This window comes from Citrobacter sp. RHBSTW-00887, from assembly GCF_013728095.1.
In the GTDB taxonomy this organism is placed as follows: domain Bacteria; phylum Pseudomonadota; class Gammaproteobacteria; order Enterobacterales; family Enterobacteriaceae; genus Citrobacter; species Citrobacter braakii.
This window is the reverse complement of sequence record NZ_CP056267.1, coordinates 3,538,530-3,557,907: the sequence shown is the minus strand read 5'-3', so window position 1 is coordinate 3,557,907 and position 19,378 is coordinate 3,538,530. Positions and strand designations below refer to the sequence as shown.

16 protein-coding genes are annotated in these 19,378 nt (G+C 53.5%); 7 read left to right on the top strand and 9 right to left on the bottom strand.

Translation table 11 applies throughout. From position 1 onward, the window contains the following. Positions 1-55: 55 nt before the first annotated feature. Positions 56-1,642 (bottom strand): phosphoethanolamine transferase, encoded by a 1,587-nt coding sequence (locus tag HV314_RS17055; protein ID WP_181546245.1) that lies wholly within the window; start codon positions 1,640-1,642, stop codon positions 56-58. Between the two features lie 276 nt (positions 1,643-1,918). Next, positions 1,919-2,047 (bottom strand): manganase accumulation protein MntS, encoded by a 129-nt coding sequence (mntS, locus tag HV314_RS17050; protein WP_016152374.1) that lies wholly within the window; start codon positions 2,045-2,047, stop codon positions 1,919-1,921. Positions 2,048-2,233: 186 nt separating this feature from the next. Between mntS and mntR the strand changes: the two genes are divergently transcribed. Next, positions 2,234-2,707, top strand: a complete 474-nt coding sequence (mntR, locus tag HV314_RS17045; protein ID WP_003831586.1) for a manganese-binding transcriptional regulator MntR — start codon at positions 2,234-2,236, stop codon at positions 2,705-2,707. Next, entirely contained in the window at positions 2,704-3,813 is a 1,110-nt protein-coding gene (locus tag HV314_RS17040) for an anion transporter (RefSeq protein WP_181546243.1), read from the top strand. The genes mntR and HV314_RS17040 overlap by 4 nt, the downstream gene beginning before the upstream one ends. Before the next feature lie 80 nt (positions 3,814-3,893). Here HV314_RS17040 and ldtB read toward each other — a convergent pair whose 3' ends face one another. Further along, complete coding sequence (gene ldtB, locus HV314_RS17035; RefSeq protein WP_003035268.1) at positions 3,894-4,814, bottom strand: L,D-transpeptidase; 921 nt, start codon at positions 4,812-4,814, stop codon at positions 3,894-3,896. Positions 4,815-5,046: 232 nt separating this feature from the next. Between ldtB and HV314_RS17030 the strand changes: the two genes are divergently transcribed. Beyond that, positions 5,047-6,639 carry an ABC-F family ATPase gene (locus tag HV314_RS17030; protein WP_016156073.1) on the top strand — a complete coding sequence of 531 codons (1,593 nt, stop codon included), beginning with the start codon at positions 5,047-5,049 and terminating at the stop codon, positions 6,637-6,639. A gap of 143 nt (positions 6,640-6,782) precedes the next feature. Here the strand turns inward: HV314_RS17030 and HV314_RS17025 are convergent, their stop codons facing one another. The 4 genes from HV314_RS17025 to HV314_RS17010 all read right to left on the bottom strand — a co-directional run bounded on the left by HV314_RS17025 (position 6,783) and on the right by HV314_RS17010 (position 12,473). After that, positions 6,783-8,045, bottom strand: a complete 1,263-nt coding sequence (locus tag HV314_RS17025) for a DUF1479 domain-containing protein (RefSeq protein WP_115190786.1) — start codon at positions 8,043-8,045, stop codon at positions 6,783-6,785. A 153-nt stretch (positions 8,046-8,198) separates the two neighbouring features. Beyond that, a complete protein-coding gene (locus HV314_RS17020; RefSeq protein WP_181546241.1) occupies positions 8,199-9,014 on the bottom strand; it encodes a Cof-type HAD-IIB family hydrolase in 816 nt (271 codons plus the stop codon). 121 nt (positions 9,015-9,135) lie between these two features. Next, positions 9,136-11,568, bottom strand: coding sequence for a glycyl radical protein (locus tag HV314_RS17015; RefSeq protein WP_053388805.1), 2,433 nt, complete (start codon positions 11,566-11,568; stop codon positions 9,136-9,138). A gap of 5 nt (positions 11,569-11,573) precedes the next feature. After that, positions 11,574-12,473 carry a glycyl-radical enzyme activating protein gene (locus HV314_RS17010; protein ID WP_181546239.1) on the bottom strand — a complete coding sequence of 300 codons (900 nt, stop codon included), beginning with the start codon at positions 12,471-12,473 and terminating at the stop codon, positions 11,574-11,576. A gap of 132 nt (positions 12,474-12,605) precedes the next feature. On the opposite strand from HV314_RS17010, the gene fsa reads away from it, so the two are divergent. After that, complete coding sequence (gene fsa / locus HV314_RS17005; RefSeq protein ID WP_019076360.1) at positions 12,606-13,268, top strand: fructose-6-phosphate aldolase; 663 nt, start codon at positions 12,606-12,608, stop codon at positions 13,266-13,268. 119 nt (positions 13,269-13,387) lie between these two features. Here the strand turns inward: fsa and moeB are convergent, their stop codons facing one another. Then, a complete protein-coding gene (moeB, locus tag HV314_RS17000; RefSeq protein ID WP_046274650.1) occupies positions 13,388-14,137 on the bottom strand; it encodes a molybdopterin-synthase adenylyltransferase MoeB in 750 nt (249 codons plus the stop codon). Beyond that, positions 14,137-15,372, bottom strand: a complete 1,236-nt coding sequence (gene moeA, locus HV314_RS16995) for a molybdopterin molybdotransferase MoeA (RefSeq protein WP_094760731.1) — start codon at positions 15,370-15,372, stop codon at positions 14,137-14,139. The genes moeB and moeA overlap by 1 nt, the downstream gene beginning before the upstream one ends. A gap of 176 nt (positions 15,373-15,548) precedes the next feature. Between moeA and HV314_RS16990 the strand changes: the two genes are divergently transcribed. The 3 genes from HV314_RS16990 (at position 15,549) to gsiA (ending at position 19,353) form a co-directional block, all read left to right on the top strand. Further along, positions 15,549-16,337, top strand: coding sequence for an aminoglycoside adenylyltransferase family protein (locus tag HV314_RS16990; protein WP_094760732.1), 789 nt, complete (start codon positions 15,549-15,551; stop codon positions 16,335-16,337). A gap of 192 nt (positions 16,338-16,529) precedes the next feature. Then, positions 16,530-17,495: a beta-aspartyl-peptidase gene (gene iaaA / locus HV314_RS16985; RefSeq protein WP_016156081.1), complete on the top strand. Its 966-nt coding sequence runs from the start codon at positions 16,530-16,532 to the stop codon at positions 17,493-17,495. Beyond that, entirely contained in the window at positions 17,482-19,353 is a 1,872-nt protein-coding gene (gsiA, locus tag HV314_RS16980; RefSeq protein WP_181546237.1) for a glutathione ABC transporter ATP-binding protein GsiA, read from the top strand. The genes iaaA and gsiA overlap by 14 nt, the downstream gene beginning before the upstream one ends. The last annotated feature ends 25 nt before the right edge of the window (positions 19,354-19,378 follow it).

Here is a 19,378-nt window from a genome sequence, read left to right as displayed (position 1 = left end):
GTGATACAAAAAATCCGCCTCTCGGGGCGGATTTTTTTTGTGCGCAATTCAGAGATTAACGAGATTTGATCTCAAAGATGTCGGTACCCAGATGGTTGTAGTCCACCTTCTGCAATTTGAAGTTGGTGATGTACACCGGGCCAGCCTTTTTCTCTGAAATAAAGCGATAGCTGTTGGTGATTTCCTTCGCGCTTATACCCGTCCACTGCGAGAAAAAGCTGAGGAAATCATTGGCGGAGCGACGGGCTTTAATCACCCGGTGCGCTTTATCATCGCTCGACAGCACCATAAATGGTACCTGGAAATTCTGCTGGAACTGATCGTCATGCGCCAGGTACTGCACCTCTTTCCCCCGCTCTTTAAACGCGAGGCCATGATCGGAGAAATAGACCATCGAGAAGCTGTTACCGCTGTTACGTAACTGATCGTAAAGCTGGCGCAGCAGGTCATCCGTCTGCGTCATGGTGTACAGATAGCAAGATGTCTCTTTCGACTGGACGAAAGTCTCGTATTTACCCTGCGTACGGTCGCAGGCCTGCGGATGCGAGCCCATTAAATGCAGCACGATAAGCTGTGGCTGAGTGCGCTCGGTTGCCAGCACCTGGGCGGTCATCTTCAACAACGCTTCGTCACGGGTATTTTTATCCGCTTCGAAATCACCGCTTTTGAGGAACTGAACTTCATCAGCTCGCTTCGCAATGCTGGCGATAGCCGTATCGTATTCACCAATCTGTCCCTGATTGGAGAACCACCACGTCTGGAATCCCGCGCGGTTGGCCAGAGTGACAAAGTTATCCTGGAACTGGGGTTTATTGTCGACCACCCGATTTAGCGTCAGGCCGAGTGATTTTTGTGTCGAACCGCTTGCCGCAATGTAATCCGCGAAGATGTAGCCGTTAACGGAACTGGCAAACGGGGTGTTATCCCTGTGACCGCCAAAAGCGCCTAACGCATCGCGGCGGGCGCTTTCGCCGATGACCACCACGTAGGTATGATACTTCGGCTTCACGGCGGTTACCGTCCAGCTGTCTTTCACGCTCGCCAGCTTCGCCATACGCTCTTGTTCGTCGAGCACTTCGTTGTTATTAACGATAACGTCCTTGGCAAAGCGGAAAACCGGATAGCCGGTGTCTTTCAGCTTGAACACGCCGCCCCAGGCCAGGTTTTGCACCGGGGTTACAAAGAACGCGACTATGCTGAACAGCAAACAAATGCTGTCGAACTTATTCCAGCTACGCTGCGGCACCTCTTTTTTACGGCGTACGGCGATAACACCGAGGGCGAAAATAAACACCCCAACCAGATAACTGTACCAGGGGAAGATGGTCAGAATTTCAGTAGACTCTTCCATATTGGTTGAGTGCAGCGCCAGCAAGGTATTGAAGTTCGGCGAACCGTAAGCCTGGCCAAACGGGAAGTACATTGCCGCTACCAGCGAGCAAATGCCAATCAGCACTTTCTGCGCACGCGGCGCGCTGCGCCACAGCAGCATCAATATACAGGTGAAAGCAACGCTATAGAGCAGGCTAAGCGGATAGCCCAGCGCAAGGTTGATCAGCAGAGACTGTAAGAAATAGAGGCCAGTCCACGGACTAATCGCCCGGCTACGAGCAATGATTGAATCTTTGAGGGTTAAATTCATATGCCACTGTTACAAAAACGCCATGTGCTTACCCTGGCGCTAAGGGTCATTGCCTGCCTGAGAGAGCGAGAAGGGGGATAGGGTCCGCATCCGCGAGCCGCAATATATGCAGGGCTGCGAAAAGATAGAGTGTGTGCAAGAGAAGGTCAACTACTACTAAGAAATTGTTTTGCGAGGGGCGTGGCAAAACTGACAAAAAGAAGGGTTATTGGCACGAAAACGATCACCGTATCCGAGTTACGGCAGGAAAATGAAGCGGCGTACCGCGACGCCGCATTATTTATCTGCAGGTTTATCCTGCTCTGGTTTGCTGTTAATCATGTCGCACAGCATAGAGATCAGCATTAACCGTACTTTAAAGGGAGAGTGGCTAAACACGCGTATACACCTCTTAAATTCATTCATATAAACCTCCTGACTTCACGATCCCATCAGTCCTTGAGGGATGTCTTTATTATATACAGATATAGCACAGGCTATATTATATAGCTATTGCTAAAACGTTAATTTTTTGTGCCCACGCAACTCTGGTTTACAATGAGCGTTCTCTAATCAGATGCCGTTAACGCGTCACAGTAACGAGGAAGCAGAATGAGTCGTCGCGCAGGTATGCCAACAACAAAAAAAGTGACGCAATTGGTGAATGTCGAAGAACACGTTGAAGGATTTCGTCAGGTCCGGGAGGCACATCGCCGTGAGCTGATTGATGACTACGTAGAGCTGATTTCCGATCTCATTATTGAGGTGGGTGAAGCGCGCCAGGTAGATATGGCAGCACGGCTTGGGGTTTCCCAGCCGACGGTTGCTAAAATGCTTAAGCGTCTTGCTTCAGTTGGGTTGATTGAAATGATCCCCTGGCGGGGCGTGTTTTTAACCGCAGAAGGTGAACGACTGGCTCAGGAGAGTCGGGAGCGTCACCAGATTGTGGAGAATTTCCTGCTGATGTTAGGTATCAGCCCGGAAATTGCCCGTCGCGACGCGGAGGGAATGGAGCATCACGTCAGTAAGGAAACGCTGGAGGCTTTTAGTCGGTTTACGCAACAGCAAGGCACAGGCTCTGAATGAGTTTCCCTTTACTACGCGCCTTACAGCGCGATCGCTTTTTTCAGCTGTTAATCATCGTCGGGGGTGTACTGAGCCTGTTCGTGCCATTTACGCCACGGTCGTGGCCGGGGGCGATAGACTGGCACACGATTATTACGCTTAGCGGCCTGATGTTACTGACCAAAGGCGTGGAGCTAAGCGGTTACTTCGATGTGTTAGGGCGCAAGATGACCCGGCGCTTTAACACCGAACGTCAATTGGCGATATTTATGGTGCTGGCGGCAGCGCTGCTGTCGACGTTTCTGACTAACGATGTTGCGCTGTTTATTGTTGTTCCGCTGACGATCACCCTGAAAAAATTGTGCGCCATTCCTGTAAATCGCCTGATTATCTTTGAGGCTCTGGCGGTAAACGCCGGATCGTTGCTCACGCCAATAGGTAATCCGCAAAACATTCTGATGTGGGGACGCTCCGGCTTATCGTTTACCGCGTTTACCTGGCAGATGGCGCCGCTTGCGGGGACCATGATGCTGACGCTGGTGGTGCTTTGCTGGTTCAGTTTCCCGCATAAAGCATTGCATTATCATACCGGTACGCGCGCGCCTGACTGGCAACCGCGCCTGGTGTGGAGCTGTCTGGGGCTGTATATCATCTTCCTGGCGGCACTGGAGTTAAAACAAGAGCTGTGGGGCCTCGCGATCGTTGCGGCAGGATTCATGGTGCTGGCTCGCCGCGTGATCCTCAGCGTGGATTGGACACTGCTGTTGGTGTTTATGGCGATGTTCATTGATGTGCACTTGCTGACGCAACTCCCGGCCTTGCAGGAGATTACCCACCAGATTGGCACGCTTTCAGCGCCGGGGCTTTGGTTGACGGCCATTGGCCTGTCGCAGTTTATCAGTAATGTGCCCAGTACGATTTTGCTGCTGAACTACGTCCCGCCAACGCTGCTGCTGGCCTGGGCGGTCAATGTGGGCGGTTTTGGGTTGTTGCCGGGATCGCTGGCGAATCTTATTGCTTTACGGATGGCAAACGATCGACGGATCTGGTGGCGTTTTCATTGGTATTCGGTGCCGATGCTGATATGGGCGGCGCTGGTAGGGTATGGTTTATTGCAGGTGATGTGAGGATTGTGCCCGATGGGGCTGGCGCTTATCGGGCCTACAGGTTAAGTAGGCCCGATAAGGCGAAAGGGCAGTATTGATGCTTAGTTCAGACGAACCGGCATACCTGAACGGTTCTGTACCGCCTGCTCAACGACGGCCTGATCGACGTCAGACTGACCGGTGATGCTGGTAATGCTCTTGTTCAGCGTAATCGGTACGATTTCCCCGCCTTCGAACTGTGCTTCAGTGGTAGACAGTGGGTTGTGTACCTCGATGTAACGGCTGCCGTCTGGTTCAGTCGTGGCTTTTACCGGCTCATCGATAAACTGTACGCGGGTGCCGACCGGCACATTTTCAAACAGGAATTTGATGTCGTCGTTACGCAGACGCACGCAACCGTGGCTGACGCGTAAGCCGACGCCGAAGTTAGCATTGGTGCCGTGGATGGCGTACAGGCGACCGATATACAGCGCGTACAGGCCCATCGGGTTATCAGGACCTGCCGGAACAACAGCTGGCAGCGGTTCGCCCGCAGCGCGGTATTCCGCATGCATTTTTGCCGTTGGCGTCCAGGTTGGGCCCGCTTTTTTACGTTCTACTTTGGTGGTCCAGTTGATGGGCGTGTCTTTGCCCAACTGACCAATACCGATCGGCAGAACAATAACGGTGTTGGTGCCTTTCGGGTAGTAGTACAGACGCATTTCAGCGCTGTTAATAACAATACCTTCATGCACGGTATCCGGCAGGATCAATTGCTGAGGTATGTTCAGGACGGTGCCGCCCTTCGGCAGGAAGGTATCCACGCCCGGGTTGGCTTCCAGCATATTAGACAGACCCATCTGATACTCCGCCGCAAAATACTCCAGCGGTTGGGTGTTGCCTTCAGGAATAGTGATGACCTGGTTTTGGCCGATCAAACGGCTGCCATCGGTAGGCAGCGGGTACGTGACGGCAGAAGCGGTGTTACAAAAACCAACTATTGCGAGTGCCGCCGCGAAAAGCGTTGTTAATTTCATATTCATGTTCATGTATGCGAGATTCAGTGCCAGGCAGGCTAGTGGGTTGAGATTTATGTAGTGTTGGGCACGCATTATATGTGCAATCTGAGCAACAAGGAATTCGGATGTGTACTAAATCACATTTTTTTCCTTTTGCTTTCACTTTATCCCTTCAGCATCAAGGCGCGATCTTATTGCAGACTTATGGCATAATAAGCGGTTCGTCACATATTTCTTTCTCTTTCAGGATACGCCAGTGTTAGTTTCCAGCAACGTCACCATGCAGTTCGGCAGTAAGCCGCTGTTTGAAAATATTTCCGTCAAATTTGGCGGCGGCAACCGTTACGGCCTGATTGGCGCGAACGGTAGCGGTAAATCCACTTTTATGAAAATTCTCGGCGGCGACCTCGAACCGACGCTGGGCAACGTTTCCCTCGATCCGAACGAGCGTATTGGTAAGCTGCGTCAGGATCAGTTCGCCTTTGAAGAGTTCACCGTGCTTGACACTGTGATCATGGGTCACGGTGAACTGTGGGAAGTAAAGCAGGAGCGCGATCGCATTTACGCCCTGGCCGAAATGAGCGAAGAAGACGGCTATAAAGTTGCTGACCTTGAAGTTCAGTATGGCGAAATGGACGGCTACTCTGCGGAAGCGCGTGCGGGTGAATTGCTGCTGGGCGTAGGTATTCCGGTAGAACAGCATTATGGCCCGATGAGCGAAGTCGCCCCCGGCTGGAAGCTGCGTGTGCTTCTGGCACAGGCGCTGTTCTCTAACCCGGACATTCTGCTGCTCGACGAACCAACGAACAACCTGGATATCGACACCATCCGCTGGCTGGAGCAGACGCTGAACGAGCGTGACAGCACCATGATCATCATTTCGCACGACCGTCACTTCCTGAACATGGTCTGTACGCACATGGCTGATCTGGACTACGGCGAACTGCGTGTTTATCCGGGTAACTACGACGAATATATGACGGCGGCAACCCAGGCGCGTGAACGTCTGCTGGCCGATAACGCCAAGAAGAAAGCGCAGATTGCCGATCTGCAATCCTTCGTCAGCCGCTTTAGCGCCAACGCATCTAAATCTCGTCAGGCGACTTCTCGTGCGCGTCAGATTGATAAGATCAAGCTTGACGAAGTGAAGGCGTCCAGCCGTCAGAACCCGTTCATCCGCTTCGAACAGGATAAGAAACTGTTCCGTAACGCGCTGGAAGTGGAAGCGCTGACGAAAGGGTTTGATGAAGGTCCGTTGTTTAAAAACTTTAACCTGCTGCTGGAAGTTGGCGAGAAAATTGCCATTCTTGGTGCCAACGGCGTGGGTAAATCAACCATGCTGAAAACGCTGGTCGGCGAATTACAGCCGGATAACGGTACCGTGAAATGGTCTGAAAACGCCCAGGTTGGTTACTACGCTCAGGATCATGAGTACGAATTCGAAAACGATTTGACGGTCTTCGAGTGGATGAGTCAGTGGAAACAGGAAGGCGATGATGAGCAGGTAGTACGTAGCTTCCTTGGTCGCTTGCTGTTCAGTCAGGACGATATCAAGAAACCTGCTAAAGTGCTGTCCGGTGGTGAAAAAGGACGAATGCTGTTCGGTAAGCTGATGATGCAGAAACCGAATATTCTGGTAATGGATGAACCGACCAACCACCTGGATATGGAATCTATCGAGTCGCTGAATATGGCGCTGGAAATGTACCAGGGCACGCTGATCTTCGTTTCTCACGACCGTGAGTTCGTCAGTTCGTTGGCAACCCGCGTGATTGAAATTACGCCGGAACGCGTAATCGACTTCACCGGTAACTACGAAGATTACCTGCGTAGCAAGGGCGTCGAATAATTTTCCCGTCGTCTTTCGTGTTACAGGTGTGTTGGCTGCACCTGTACACCCCGGTCACTTACTTGTGTAAGCTTGCGGGGATTTACAGGCTGGCCGCCTTCCTGTAACGCGAAATACTTAGGGAAACTTGTGTAAGTTACAAATTAAATAATCCCCAGCGCACGCTTGCCATGGATATTCAAATCATCCAGCGTGAAGCGTCCTTCCCAGTGAGTTTCATAATCCTCGCGTGGGAAATCACCCGGCGATACGCCTTTTTCCAGCGCGGCCTTCACTTTATGGGCGTAGGCCAGATTCTTTTCGCACATCGGTGCGGCAGGGATGTACATCACGTTGCCCCAACCCTGCTGATTTTCTACCGGCGCGACGGAGTGGATCACATCGCAATGCCACCAGACGGAGTCTCCGGCGTCCAGTTGCGGAATGCTGGTTAACGCTTCAATCAGCAGCGGATGCCATTGCGCAGAAATCGGCAGAACTCTGCCGGGTGCTACGCCGCAAAGTTCATCTTCCGGCACATCGTCAAGCAATGGACGTAACAGTACCCAGGCCATCGCTTCAGGGATAGGGACCACGTGCAACAACCCCTGACCTGGCAGCATATCAGAGAGTGCAGTCCAGCCCTGGAAGGTACGGAATACTGAACATTTGGTGGTGTTATCCACCGTGTACTCTTCTACTTCAGTGCGATGCGCGGCCTGCCACGGGTCGTAATCTTCCAGCTTACCATTGAAAACATTAGCAAAGACCTGCTGATATGCCGGTAGAAGCCAGCGTTCCAGCGCACCGGAATCCGTATGCGCTCCCAGCCCTTTGGACGTCGTTCCCGGTGGACGACGGCGTATGCGGTCGGGGTAGATAACGCTGACATCCGGGTTAAACCATTGCTTACCTTCGCCTGCAAATGTCCAAAGACGGTTGAGAAATGACTGCGCATTTGCCATTTCTTCACTCTGACGGGCCTGCATCTGCGCCTGAGACCAGTAGATGGGGTAGATTTCAGGCCGCGATGCGCTCAGGGTACCAAAGAAATTATCGCCCGGTCCTTGGTAAACGTCGTCAAAATGGTTGCGGTCCAGATAGTCCAGCATTGACCTATCCCAATCGAGGGCTTGTTCGCGAGAGAAATGGCCTTTAATGACCGCGCATCCGCGACGCTTAATTTCTTCACGCTGCTCAGCACTCACGCGACCCGCCTTGATATCCGCATAGGACAACACAGGCCATACCGGAGAGCCTTGCGCTTTGAGGGCATTGATTTCCGCCACGCGATTAGCAATGGCCTCGCTCAACTGATTGAAAATCAACTGAACATCTCCAAGCTGTTCACGCAATTGCTTTTTCATCTGCCGGATTGCCGCTTTGTGATCGGTGGGCAACGTGTCGCTGGTAAAAGTAAAAGCCATATCCACCTCGCATTAACTTTCATTCGAAACTTATTTAACTTACAGGTGATAATATAAGTTAAAATTTAGTTAACGCAAGTTTAAAATTTGATGGTGTGAGAAACATGAAAAAGCGTGGAAACCGGGGCAAGGGGATACCCCGGTTGGGCAGGATTAGCAATTAAAAGGGGAAGTGTTATCCAGCACCGCCTGAATCACGTTCAGCGCGCCCTGATGGTTATTGTCGTCGGTCTGATAGCGGGCAATCGATTTGATACTCTCTGCCGCGTTGGCCATGGCGAAAGAGTAGCGCGCCATTTTCAGCATTTCTGCGTCATTGCCGCTATCGCCAATGGCGACCACGTTTTGCGGGGATAGGTTCCAGCACTTTAGCAGACGGCTGATTCCGTTGGCTTTATGCAAGCCTGGAATGATCAGGTCAATAAACCCAAAGCCGCTGGTGACGGGTTTCATTATACCGTCAAGGGCAGAATGAAGGTGATCGATCACTAATGGGATTTGTTGGTCCGGTAAATTCAGCGAGAACTTGAACAGCACATCATCGATGTCCTGATAATCCTTCACGGGTTTCAGGCGATGGTAGTGTTTTGACATCAATGCGACAAAGGACTCGGGGGCATTTTCGCTAACGTAGGCGCTTTGCAGGCCGCAAGCCACAAAGTTGAGATGCGTATCTTTGAGCAGTTCGCCAATGACAATGCGGGATTCGTGGCGGGTCAGCTCACCGTGAAACAGCTGTTTGCCATGTTCAAAGACTAACGCCCCGTTCTCGGCAACAAAAGAGATCTCATCTTTGAGTTCCGGGAAAAAGGAGATCAGTTGGTAATACTGATTGCCGCTGGCCACGACAAATTCAATATCTCGTTTTTTCAGTTCCTGATACTGCGCCATAAAACGTGCATGATCGTATTTTTTGGCGTCGTCGAGAAAAGTTCCGTCCATATCGGTGACGATAACTTTGATGGTCATACTTGCTCCTGGCTCATAACTGCGACCAGAAACATTTTAATAACAATGTGAGCTAAAGCACAAATTTATTTCATTCGAAAGAAGAATACCCGGCAAGCGAAATGCCGCCGGGTAAGGGGGATTACAGCATATGTTCAGTACGTGCGATGATATCGTCCTGCGCATCTGGAGACAGCGCGGTGAAGAAGGCCGAATAACCTGCTACACGGACCACCAGGTCACGATACTGATCCGGGTGCTTTTTGGCTTCCAGCAGCGTTTCACGGGAGACAATGTTGTACTGAATATGCCAGCCTTTGTGCTCTTCAAAGAAGGTACGCAGCAGGATCATCAGCTTCTGCTTATCGGATTCATTCTCCAGCGTGGCCGGGTTCAGCTTCTGGTTTAACAACACGCCGCCGAGGATTGAACCGGTCGGCAGTTTACCCACCGAGCCAATTACCGCTGTTGGGCCGAGATGGTCCGTTCCGGAAGCCGGGCTTGCGCCTTCTGCCAGCGGAGTGTGCGCCTTACGACCATCCGGTGTGGCCATCGTTGCCGCGCCAAACGGTACGTTTGCGGAGATCGATGAGGTACCCGCGTAGTAATTGCCGCCAACCGGGCCACGTCCATAACGCGGATTATGATACTGTTTCAACTCATTGATATAGGTCTGATAAGCACGAGCCAGCAGCGTATCAACGCTATCGTCATCGTTGCCGTATTTCGGTGCGCCGTTGATCAGCCGCTGGCGTAATTGTTCGTGGCTCAGACCGTCAAAATCGTCGGCCAGCGCGGCGGCCAGTTGCTGCTGACCGATAGCGCCTTGTTCAAAGACCAGTTTCTTCACCGCAGCCAGGCTGTTGCCGAGGTTGGCAATACCCACCTGCAAACCCGATACCCAGTCGTATTTCGCACCGCCTTGCTTAATGCTTTTCGCGCGTTCAATACAGTCATCTACCAGCGCAGAGCACAGAATATCGTGTACGTTCTCTTCCAGCATGGTGTCGACAACATACTCAATTTCGATAGATTTACGCGTGTAGTAGCGAATCTGCGCATCCCAGGCATCCATCACTTCGTCGAAATTGTTGAAGTTACCAGCCGAGAGCGCTTTTTCCTGTGGCAGAAATACTTTACCGCTGGTGGCATCGCGACCACCTTCCAGCGCTGCCAGCATCACGCGGGCAAAGTTAATAAAGCTCATTCCGGTACAGCGGTAGCCCCATTTGCCGCCAACGGCGGTTTCGATGCAACCAATGGCCGCATAGTCATAGGCGTCCTGCGGTTCAATGCCAAGCTTAATGAATTCAGGTATGACGATTTCGTCGTTATTAAAGGCAGGCATCCCGAAGCCGCAGCGGATCACCTGTACACAGGCATCCAGGAAATCATTACTCATCCCTGCATGATAACGCACGCTCAGGTTTGGCTGAGTAGAACGCAGGCGACCGCAGGATTCCAGAATAGCGTAGGAGAGCGGATTGACAGCATCCATTGCCTGACCGTTAACCAGGTTTTGGCCACCAATGGTCACGTTCTGATACAGCGGGCTACCCGCCGAGGCTTTCGAATGGGAGCCGGAGCGGATTTTGTTCACTTCCAACAGTTTCAGCCAGCAGCTGTGCAGCAGCTCAATGGCGTGCTCACGATCGAGGCTCTGGTTCAGTTCTACGTCACGACGGTAGAACGGATAGAGGTACTGATCCATGCGACCAAACGACACCGAGTGACCATTTGATTCAATTTGCAGGATCAACTGGATGAAATAGCACAACTGTAGCGCTTGCCAGAACGTTTTTGGCGGCTCATGGGCGATAACATCGCAGTTGTCCGCCATGGTCAGCAGTTCATCACGACGACTGGCGCGAGTTTCCGTGGCCGCCATTTTACGTGCCAGCGCGGCAAAGCGCTCAATGTGCAGACTGACGGCCTCCAGCACGATATCAATCGCTTTCAGAAACTGATCGCCATGGAGGTCTTCCAGACATGTCAGATTGATGCGGGAACGACGTTCATCAACTTTGTGGCGCAGGCCGTCGAGACCTTTTTCCAGCAGCAGCGGGAAGTTTACCGCCAGGTGTGCGTCACCGGAGGTCATGTTACCTTCGGCTTTGATAATGCCGGTTTCCAGCAGCCCTTTCTGCTCGTCCGTAAACATCCCGTAGCAGCGATCCTGCACGGTCTGACCACGCCACCATGGACACACCTCGTGCAATACGCGTTTGTTCTCTTCGCTTACCGCAAAGCCCGCGCCCGGTCTGTCGGCAAGGTCATCGATCTCTTTTTCAATCCACGACACGGTGTATTCAGGGAAGATTGGCGCGGCACGCACTTCGCTTGCCTGGTTACCAATGATCAGTTCGTCATGCTTGATCCAGATGGTGCGTTCCGCCAGATGATGGGCCAGCGCCAGCGCGCGGCGAACCGGAATAGGTTTATCCAGATGCTGTTGGTACATCTCGGTATAGTGCTGGGCGCGCTCGGTACAAACCGGCGGCTTCACGATGTGGATCAGGGCCGTTTTATGCGCTTTGATACGGTCGCTGAGTGTGTCCAGTTTCAGAGTGGTCATGGCGATTATCCTCGTAGGGTCGCGGTTAAACCTTTCAGGCTGGCGTACTGCTGGGCAAATTCGAGCAGCGCAGGCGCATCAAGCGGTTTATCCGGTGCGTTGTAGGGTTGACTGAGTAAGTGGTATTTGTTGATGCCCAGCGTGTGGTAGGGCAAAAAATGGATCTCATCGACGTGAAGCTCGTCGGCAGCAAAGTCGGTAATGGCCTGAATAGCGGCTTCGTCAGCGTTGAACCCCTGAATCAGGGGGACGCGGATAACCATTTTTTTACCGGCGGCGGCCAGTTTTTTCAGATTTTCCAGTACGCGAGAGGCGCTGCCATCGGTCCACTGTTTAAACGGCGCGTCGGCGACATGTTTTAAATCGGCCAGGAACAGGTCGACGTCAGGTAATGACGGTTCAATATACTTCCACGGGACATGCAGACAGGTTTCAACCGCTGTATGAATACCTGCATCGTGGCTGGCTTTGAGCAGCGCTGCCGCCAGTTCTGGCTGCATAAAGGGTTCACCGCCAGACAGGGTGAGACCCCCGCCGCTGCGATCGTAAAACGGTTTATCACGCACTACGGTCGCCATGATGTCGTCCACGCTTTTTTCCTCTCCGCAGACGGTCAGCGCCTGGGTTGGACAGCAGTGGGTCAGCGCCGTGAGCGCATCATCGGTCAGTTTTTCGCGATGAATCAGCAATCCACTCAGCGCGCGTTCAATCACCTTCGGTGCGGCCTGAGCACAGAGATCGCAACCGTCGAGGCACAAACGCGCGTCATTGAGCAGATCCTGCGTGCGGGCGCGGCTTTCCGGATTCTGGCACCACCGACAGCCCAGAGAGCATCCCTTAAGGAACACCACGGTACGGATACCGGGACCATCATGTGTGGAATAGCGCTGGATATTGAAAATCATAAGCGGCCTCTCATCTTTCGTATAAAGATTAAATTACTTTCGAATGAAAGTTATATTGACGTACGTCAACTAACCGTGAGGTTTCGCCGTGCTACCTTTTATTCATGCTAATTATTCGTTTGAGGAAAGGTTATGGAACTCTATTTAGATACGTCTGACGTTGACGCGGTAAAAGCTCTGGCGCGGGTTTTTCCGCTGGCAGGAGTGACCACTAACCCAAGCATTGTGGCGGCAGGTAAGCAGACGCTGGACGTGTTACTGCCGCAACTGCAGGAAGCGATGGGAGGGCAAGGACGCCTGTTTGCTCAGGTAATGGCGACCACCGCCGAAGGCATGGTCAGCGATGCGCGTAAGCTGCGGGCAATCATTGCGGATATCGTGGTCAAAGTGCCGGTCACGGCAGAAGGTCTGACGGCCATTAAATTGCTGAAAGAAGAAGGGATCCCGACGTTGGGTACCGCGGTATACGGCGCTGCTCAAGGGCTATTAGCTGCGCTTGCGGGGGCCGAATACGTTGCGCCATACGTTAACCGTGTGGATGCGCAGGGGGGGGACGGCATTCAGACGGTGACCGATCTGCAGACCTTACTGAAAATGCATGCCCCGCACGCCAAAGTACTGGCCGCCAGTTTTAAAACGCCGCGTCAGGCGCTGGATTGCCTGCTGGCAGGCTGCGAGTCCATCACGCTGCCGCTGGATGTCGCTCAGCAGATGATTAGCTCTCCGGCCGTTGATGCTGCCGTAGCGAAGTTCGAACACGACTGGCAGAGCGCATTTGGACGCACTTCTCTGTAAGTCTGTTTTGCCGGATGGCGGCTGACACCTTATCCGGCCTACACAATGCGCTGTTGTAGGCCTGATTGGAGGCATTAGCATCGCCCTCTGGCAATAGTGTGGTGCCGACGATTTCTCTGCTAACTCCCGCAGACCTCACAGGTGGGATTGCGCATCAGCTTCATTTCGCGAAACTGGCAGGTCATGGCGTCGTACATGACGATTTTTCCTGACGCCGGTTTACCGTAGTTAGCCAGCAGCTTAATGGCTTCCATCGCCTGTAACGAGCCGATCACGCCGATCAGCGGGGCCATCACTCCGGCCTCTACGCAGGTCAGGGCGTTTTCACCGAACAGACGGCTCAGGCAACGGTAGCAGGGCTCTCCTTCCTGGTAGGTAAATACGGTAATTTGTCCTTCCATGCGAATTGCCGCACCGGAAACCAGCGGAACCCTGGCGGCGAAGCATCCGGCATTCAACTGATTGCGGATGCTGACATTATCCGTACAGTCCAGCACCAAATCGTGTTCGGTAATAAGCGTGTGAATGTCGCTCTCGTTCAGCAGCGAATTCACCGGCGTAATGGCGATATAAGGGTTAATCCGCGCCAGTGCGTCACGGGCGGATAACACTTTTGGTTGTCCAACGGTCGCATCGCTGTGCAGCGTCTGGCGCTGGAGGTTCGACACGGAGACTGTGTCAAAGTCGAGCAAGGTTAAATGCCCGACGCCAGCGCCTGCAAGGTACTGAGTTGCTGCGCATCCCAGCCCCCCCACACCAACGACCAGTACCCGCGCCTCCTTGAGCGCTTCCTGACCTTCGAAATCGAAGCCGCGCAGAATGATTTGCCGGTTATAGCGCATCATCTCCTGGTCGCTGAGTTCTGCCATTACAGGCCTCCAAACAGTGCGTTAAACGGCTCGACCTCAACCCATTCGCCGGCTTCGACGTTACCGCGATCGCGCTCCAGCACGATAAAACAGTTACCCTGGCTAAAAGAGCTAAAAATATGCGAGCCCTGGTGCCCGGTAGTGGTGACTTCCAGTTCGCCTTCAGCGGTACGCTGCAATACGCCGCGCTGAAAATCCAGACGGCCAGGTGTTTTCTTCAGGCGTGAGGCGGTGCGCACGCGCTGGCGAGGCGGTAGTCCACAGGCGGTGTTGCCGCTGAGTTTCGCCAGGAGCGGTTGTACCAGTTGATAGAAGGTGAGGGCCGCAGACACTGGATTACCCGGCAGACCGCAAAACCAGCTGTTGCTCAGTTTGCCAAACGCGAACGGTTTGCCCGGTTTGATGGCCAGCTTCCAGAAGGCAATTTCTCCCAGCTCTTCCAGAATAGTTTTAGTGTAATCCGCTTCGCCTACTGAAACGCCGCCGGAACTGATGACGACATCGGCCTGGCTGTCGGCTTCGATAAACGCGGCACGCAGCGCGTTGGGATCGTCGCGAATAATCCCCAGGTTGATCACTTCGCAGCCCAACTGTTGCAGCATCAGGTGAACGGTCAGACGGTTAGTGTCATAAATCTGCCCGTCTCCCAGCGGCTGACCTGGTAACTGCAGTTCATCACCGGTAGAGAACAGCGCCACGCGGACTTTGCGTACAACGGGAGCATCGGCAACACCGAGCGAAGCCAGAACGGGAAGCTCGCCGGTTGTCAGGCGAGTCCCGGCGGGAAACACCACCGCGCCGTTTGCAATATCTTCACCGCGCAGACGAATATTTTGCCCGCGGCGGACTTCGGCGGTAAAACGCACCCCGTCGTCAGTTTGTTCCGTTTGCTCCTGCATCACCACCGCTTCACTACCAGCAGGCACCGGGGCGCCGGTCATAATACGGATGCAGGTTCCCGCAGGCCACTCGCCATGGAAAGGCTGACCGGCAAAGGCTTTACCCGCCACCGCAAGCGGCTGATCAGATTGTAAATCGGCTAATCGTACCGCATAGCCATCCATTGCCGAGTTATCGAATCCCGGTACATCAATGGGGGAGACAACGTCGGTGGCCAGAATGCGGCCAAAGCATTGAACCAGCGGCAGCGTTTCGACGGCGGTGAGAGGGGTAATACGCGAAAGCATCTGAGAGAGAGCCGTTTCAAGCGGCATCAGTCCGGCGGTAAATTCCATGAGAAGACTCCTGCGGGGCAAAATCGAATCTGCTCATTATGTCAGAAAATGGACGCGGGCAGTATGCTACCTCAGGCTTAGAATCAGATCTGGTAAAGGTTTTGTGCCAGGGATAGCGCTGCAGGAAGAATGCAGTATAGACTCAATATTTCAGCTCATTTTTCCCTGGGGGCTAAATGGCTAATATTATTCCAGACGCAATTCGACGACAGGTGGAGGCAGCCAGTGCGTGCATCCGCCAGATTTTCGAGGGGAATCTCATTGCCCTTCATTTGTATGGCTCTGCGGTTGAAGGCGGCTTAAAACCCCAAAGCGACATTGATTTATTGGTCACCCTGCGTGAACCAATAAATGCCCGACAAAGAGAAAAACTGATGCAGGATTTGCTGACCATTTCAGCGCCTCCCGGCACCTCCGGGCCATATCGTGCGCTGGAAGTGACCGTTGTTCTGCACTCGCAGATCGTGCCGTGGCGATTCCCACCGGCGAGAGAAATGCAGTTTGGTGAATGGCTGCGTGATGATATTCGCGCTGGCGTGTTTGAACCGGCAATGGTGGATCCTGATCTTTCTATTCTGCTGACCCAGGCCCGGCGCGCCAGCGTACCGCTGTTCGGTGAACCGGCTGAGACGTTATTTAACGTCATTCCGTTTAGCGATGTATTGCAAACATTTCGGCATATCCTTGAGATGTGGCAGAAACCGGCTGATTTAGAGGGGGACGAGCGTAATATCATTCTTGCTCTGGCACGTATCTGGTATAGCGTGGTTACGGGTAATATTGTCGCTAAAGATGAGGCCGCATCCTGGCTTCTGCCGCAATTACCCGCTGAGCATGCTGATTTGCTGCAAGCAGCGCGTGCGGAATATCTGGGGTTAACCAAACATAACTGGGCAGCGTGTATGCCGTCTGTAGAACGCTTTGTGTTTTATGCAAAAAAACAGATTACCGATCGGCTTGAATAATTTAGCACCAACGTCGAGAGATCTCCTTTCCGTTAAACACATCTGAATGACCTGATGAGACGGGGTGTGAGGTGCGGGCCTTTACCTTTACATGACGTCTGCATCTTTCTATATTCAAAAATCGAATCAATAAGTCACCGAAATTCTGATATTTATAACCCCCCGGTACCCGCCACCTAATGGACGAATAAAATGGGTAAAGCAGTCATTGCAATTCACGGCGGCGCAGGGGCTATCACCCGCGCGTTACTGAGCCAGGAGCAAGAATTGCGTTATATACAAGCGCTGTCGGATATCGTTGAAACCGGCCAGCGGATGCTTGAAGACGGTCGTAGCGCACTGGATGTGGTCACCGAAGCCGTGCGTTTGTTGGAAGAGTGTCCGTTGTTTAATGCCGGAATTGGCGCGGTGTATACCCGTGATGAAACCCATGAACTGGACGCCTGTGTGATGGACGGTAATACGCTAAACGCGGGAGCCGTCGCCGGGGTTAGCCATCTGCGCAATCCAATTCTCGCGGCTCGCCTGGTGATGGAGCACAGCCCCCACGTCATGATGATAGGTGAAGGGGCTGAAAACTTTGCCATTGCGCAGGGTATGGAGCGCGTTTCGGCGGATATTTTCTCGACGCCAGAACGCTACGCTCAACTGCTGGCAGCGCAATCGGCGGGTGAAACGGTGCTGGATCATAGCGCGACCCCGCTGGATGAAAACAACAAAATGGGTACTGTGGGTGCGGTCGCGCTGGATATGTTTGGCAATCTGGCGGCGGCAACATCGACCGGCGGAATGACCAACAAATTACCGGGGCGGGTTGGTGACAGTCCGCTGGTTGGCGCAGGCTGTTATGCCAATAACGCAAGTGTGGCCGTTTCCTGCACCGGAACCGGTGAAGTCTTTATTCGTGCGCTGGCGGCGTATGACATTGCGGCGTTGATGGACTATGGCGGCCTGAGTTTATCGGAGGCGTGCGAACGCGTAGTAATGGAAAAATTACCGGCGCTCGGCGGTAGCGGCGGTTTAATTGCCGTCGATCACGAGGGCAACGTCGCCTTGCCGTTTAACAGCGAAGGCATGTACCGTGCCTGGGGATATGCAGGCGATACGCCAACCACCGGTATTTATCGGGAAAAAGGAGATACCGTTGCCACACAGTGATGAGCTTGACGCCAGCGACGTGCTGGCAGTCAGCAACCTGAACATTGTCTTTGAGCAGGAGCAGCAGCGCATCAGTGCGGTGCGTAATCTGTCATTTCGCCTGAAGCGTGGTGAAACGCTGGCGATAGTGGGCGAATCCGGTTCAGGAAAGTCGGTAACAGCCTTGTCGCTGATGCGTTTGATTGAACAGTCAGGCGGCGAGGTGAGCTGCGATGAAATGCTCCTTCGACGCCGTAACCGACAGGTTATTGAGCTGGGTGAACAGAGCGCGTCGCGGATGCGTCACGTGCGTGGCGCGGATATCGCCATGATCTTCCAGGAGCCCATGACATCGCTTAATCCGGTATTTACCGTGGGTGAGCAGATTGCTGAGTCAATCCGTTTGCATCAGGGGGCCAGCCACGAAGAGGCGATGGTGGAAGCGAAACGGATGCTCGACCAGGTGCGTATTCCTGAGGCGAAGGCTATTTTATCGCGCTATCCGCACCAGCTTTCTGGCGGCATGCGCCAGCGGGTAATGATCGCCATGGCGCTATCGTGTCGCCCTGCGGTTTTAATTGCCGATGAACCGACTACCGCGCTGGATGTCACTATTCAGGCACAGATCCTGCAACTGATAAAAGTGCTGCAGCAGGATATGTCGATGGGAGTGATCTTTATTACCCACGATATGGGCGTCGTGGCGGATATTGCCGATCGCGTGCTGGTGATGTATCAGGGCGAGGCGGTAGAAACCGGCAGCGTTGAGCAGATTTTTCACGCTCCCCAGCATCCTTACACCAAAGCGCTGCTGGCAGCCGTGCCGCAGCTTGGGGCGATGACCGGACAAGCGTACCCGCGCCGGTTTCCACTCATTTCGCTACACGATCCCAGTCATGTAGAACCACAGACTGAACAGGATACCGTGGTTGAAGGCGAGCCTATTTTGCAGGTACGTAATCTGGTGACGCGTTTTCCGCTGCGCAGCGGCATTCTTAATCGGGTGACCCGCGAGGTGCATGCGGTGGAAAACGTTAGCTTTGACCTGTGGCCTGGAGAGACGCTCTCGCTGGTGGGGGAGTCAGGCTGTGGGAAATCTACCACCGGTCGGGCGCTGCTACGTCTGGTAGAGTCTCAACGCGGGGAGATTGTTTTCAACGGACAGCGTATCGATACCCTGGCTGCCAGTAAGCTACAGCCGCTGCGTCGGGATATTCAATTTATCTTCCAGGACCCCTATGCTTCGCTCGATCCGCGTCAGACCGTGGGATATTCCATTTTAGAACCGCTGCGGGTGCATGGGCTACTGCAAGGCGATGCGGCGGCAAAACGGGTTGCATGGCTGCTGGAACGCGTAGGATTGCACCCTGAGCATGCTTGGCGCTATCCGCATGAGTTTTCCGGTGGTCAGCGTCAGCGTATCTGTATTGCCCGGGCGCTGGCGCTCAATCCCAAGGTGATTATTGCCGATGAGTCAGTCTCGGCGCTGGATGTCTCAATTCGCGGGCAAATTATCAACCTGTTGCTCGACCTCCAACGAGAAATGGGGATTGCGTACCTGTTTATTTCCCACGATATGGCGGTGGTGGAGCGGATCAGTCATCGGGTGGCGGTGATGTACCTTGGGCAAATCGTCGAGATTGGCACCCGACGCGCGGTGTTTGAAAATCCGCAGCATCCGTACACCCGCAAACTGATGGCGGCAGTCCCGGTCGCCGATCCCTCACATCACCGGCCCCAGCGCGTGCTGCTGTCGGATGATATCCCCAGTAATATCCGCAAACGCGGTGAAGAGATTTCCCCCGTTTCACTCCAGCAAGTTGGCCCGGGGCATTATGTTGCGCGTCCGCAACCAGAAAATGCGCTTTCGCGTTTATAACAGGCAGGCAGGGTTTAAGGAGAAT

Excerpts from the sequence above, each read along its gene's own strand:
- HV314_RS17055 (WP_181546245.1), bottom strand. The coding sequence starts at position 1,642 with ATGAATTTAACCCTCAAAGATTCAATCATTGCTCGTAGCCGGGCGATT.
- mntS (WP_016152374.1), bottom strand. The coding sequence starts at position 2,047 with ATGAATGAATTTAAGAGGTGTATACGCGTGTTTAGCCACTCTCCCTTT.
- mntR (WP_003831586.1), top strand. The coding sequence starts at position 2,234 with ATGAGTCGTCGCGCAGGTATGCCAACAACAAAAAAAGTGACGCAATTG.
- HV314_RS17040 (WP_181546243.1), top strand. The coding sequence starts at position 2,704 with ATGAGTTTCCCTTTACTACGCGCCTTACAGCGCGATCGCTTTTTTCAG.
- ldtB (WP_003035268.1), bottom strand. The coding sequence starts at position 4,814 with ATGAATATGAAATTAACAACGCTTTTCGCGGCGGCACTCGCAATAGTT.
- HV314_RS17025 (WP_115190786.1), bottom strand. The coding sequence starts at position 8,045 with ATGGCTTTTACTTTTACCAGCGACACGTTGCCCACCGATCACAAAGCG.
- HV314_RS17020 (WP_181546241.1), bottom strand. The coding sequence starts at position 9,014 with ATGACCATCAAAGTTATCGTCACCGATATGGACGGAACTTTTCTCGAC.
- HV314_RS17015 (WP_053388805.1), bottom strand. The coding sequence starts at position 11,568 with ATGACCACTCTGAAACTGGACACACTCAGCGACCGTATCAAAGCGCAT.
- HV314_RS17010 (WP_181546239.1), bottom strand. The coding sequence starts at position 12,473 with ATGATTTTCAATATCCAGCGCTATTCCACACATGATGGTCCCGGTATC.
- fsa (WP_019076360.1), top strand. The coding sequence starts at position 12,606 with ATGGAACTCTATTTAGATACGTCTGACGTTGACGCGGTAAAAGCTCTG.
- moeB (WP_046274650.1), bottom strand. The coding sequence starts at position 14,137 with ATGGCAGAACTCAGCGACCAGGAGATGATGCGCTATAACCGGCAAATC.
- moeA (WP_094760731.1), bottom strand. The coding sequence starts at position 15,372 with ATGGAATTTACCGCCGGACTGATGCCGCTTGAAACGGCTCTCTCTCAG.
- HV314_RS16990 (WP_094760732.1), top strand. The coding sequence starts at position 15,549 with ATGGCTAATATTATTCCAGACGCAATTCGACGACAGGTGGAGGCAGCC.
- iaaA (WP_016156081.1), top strand. The coding sequence starts at position 16,530 with ATGGGTAAAGCAGTCATTGCAATTCACGGCGGCGCAGGGGCTATCACC.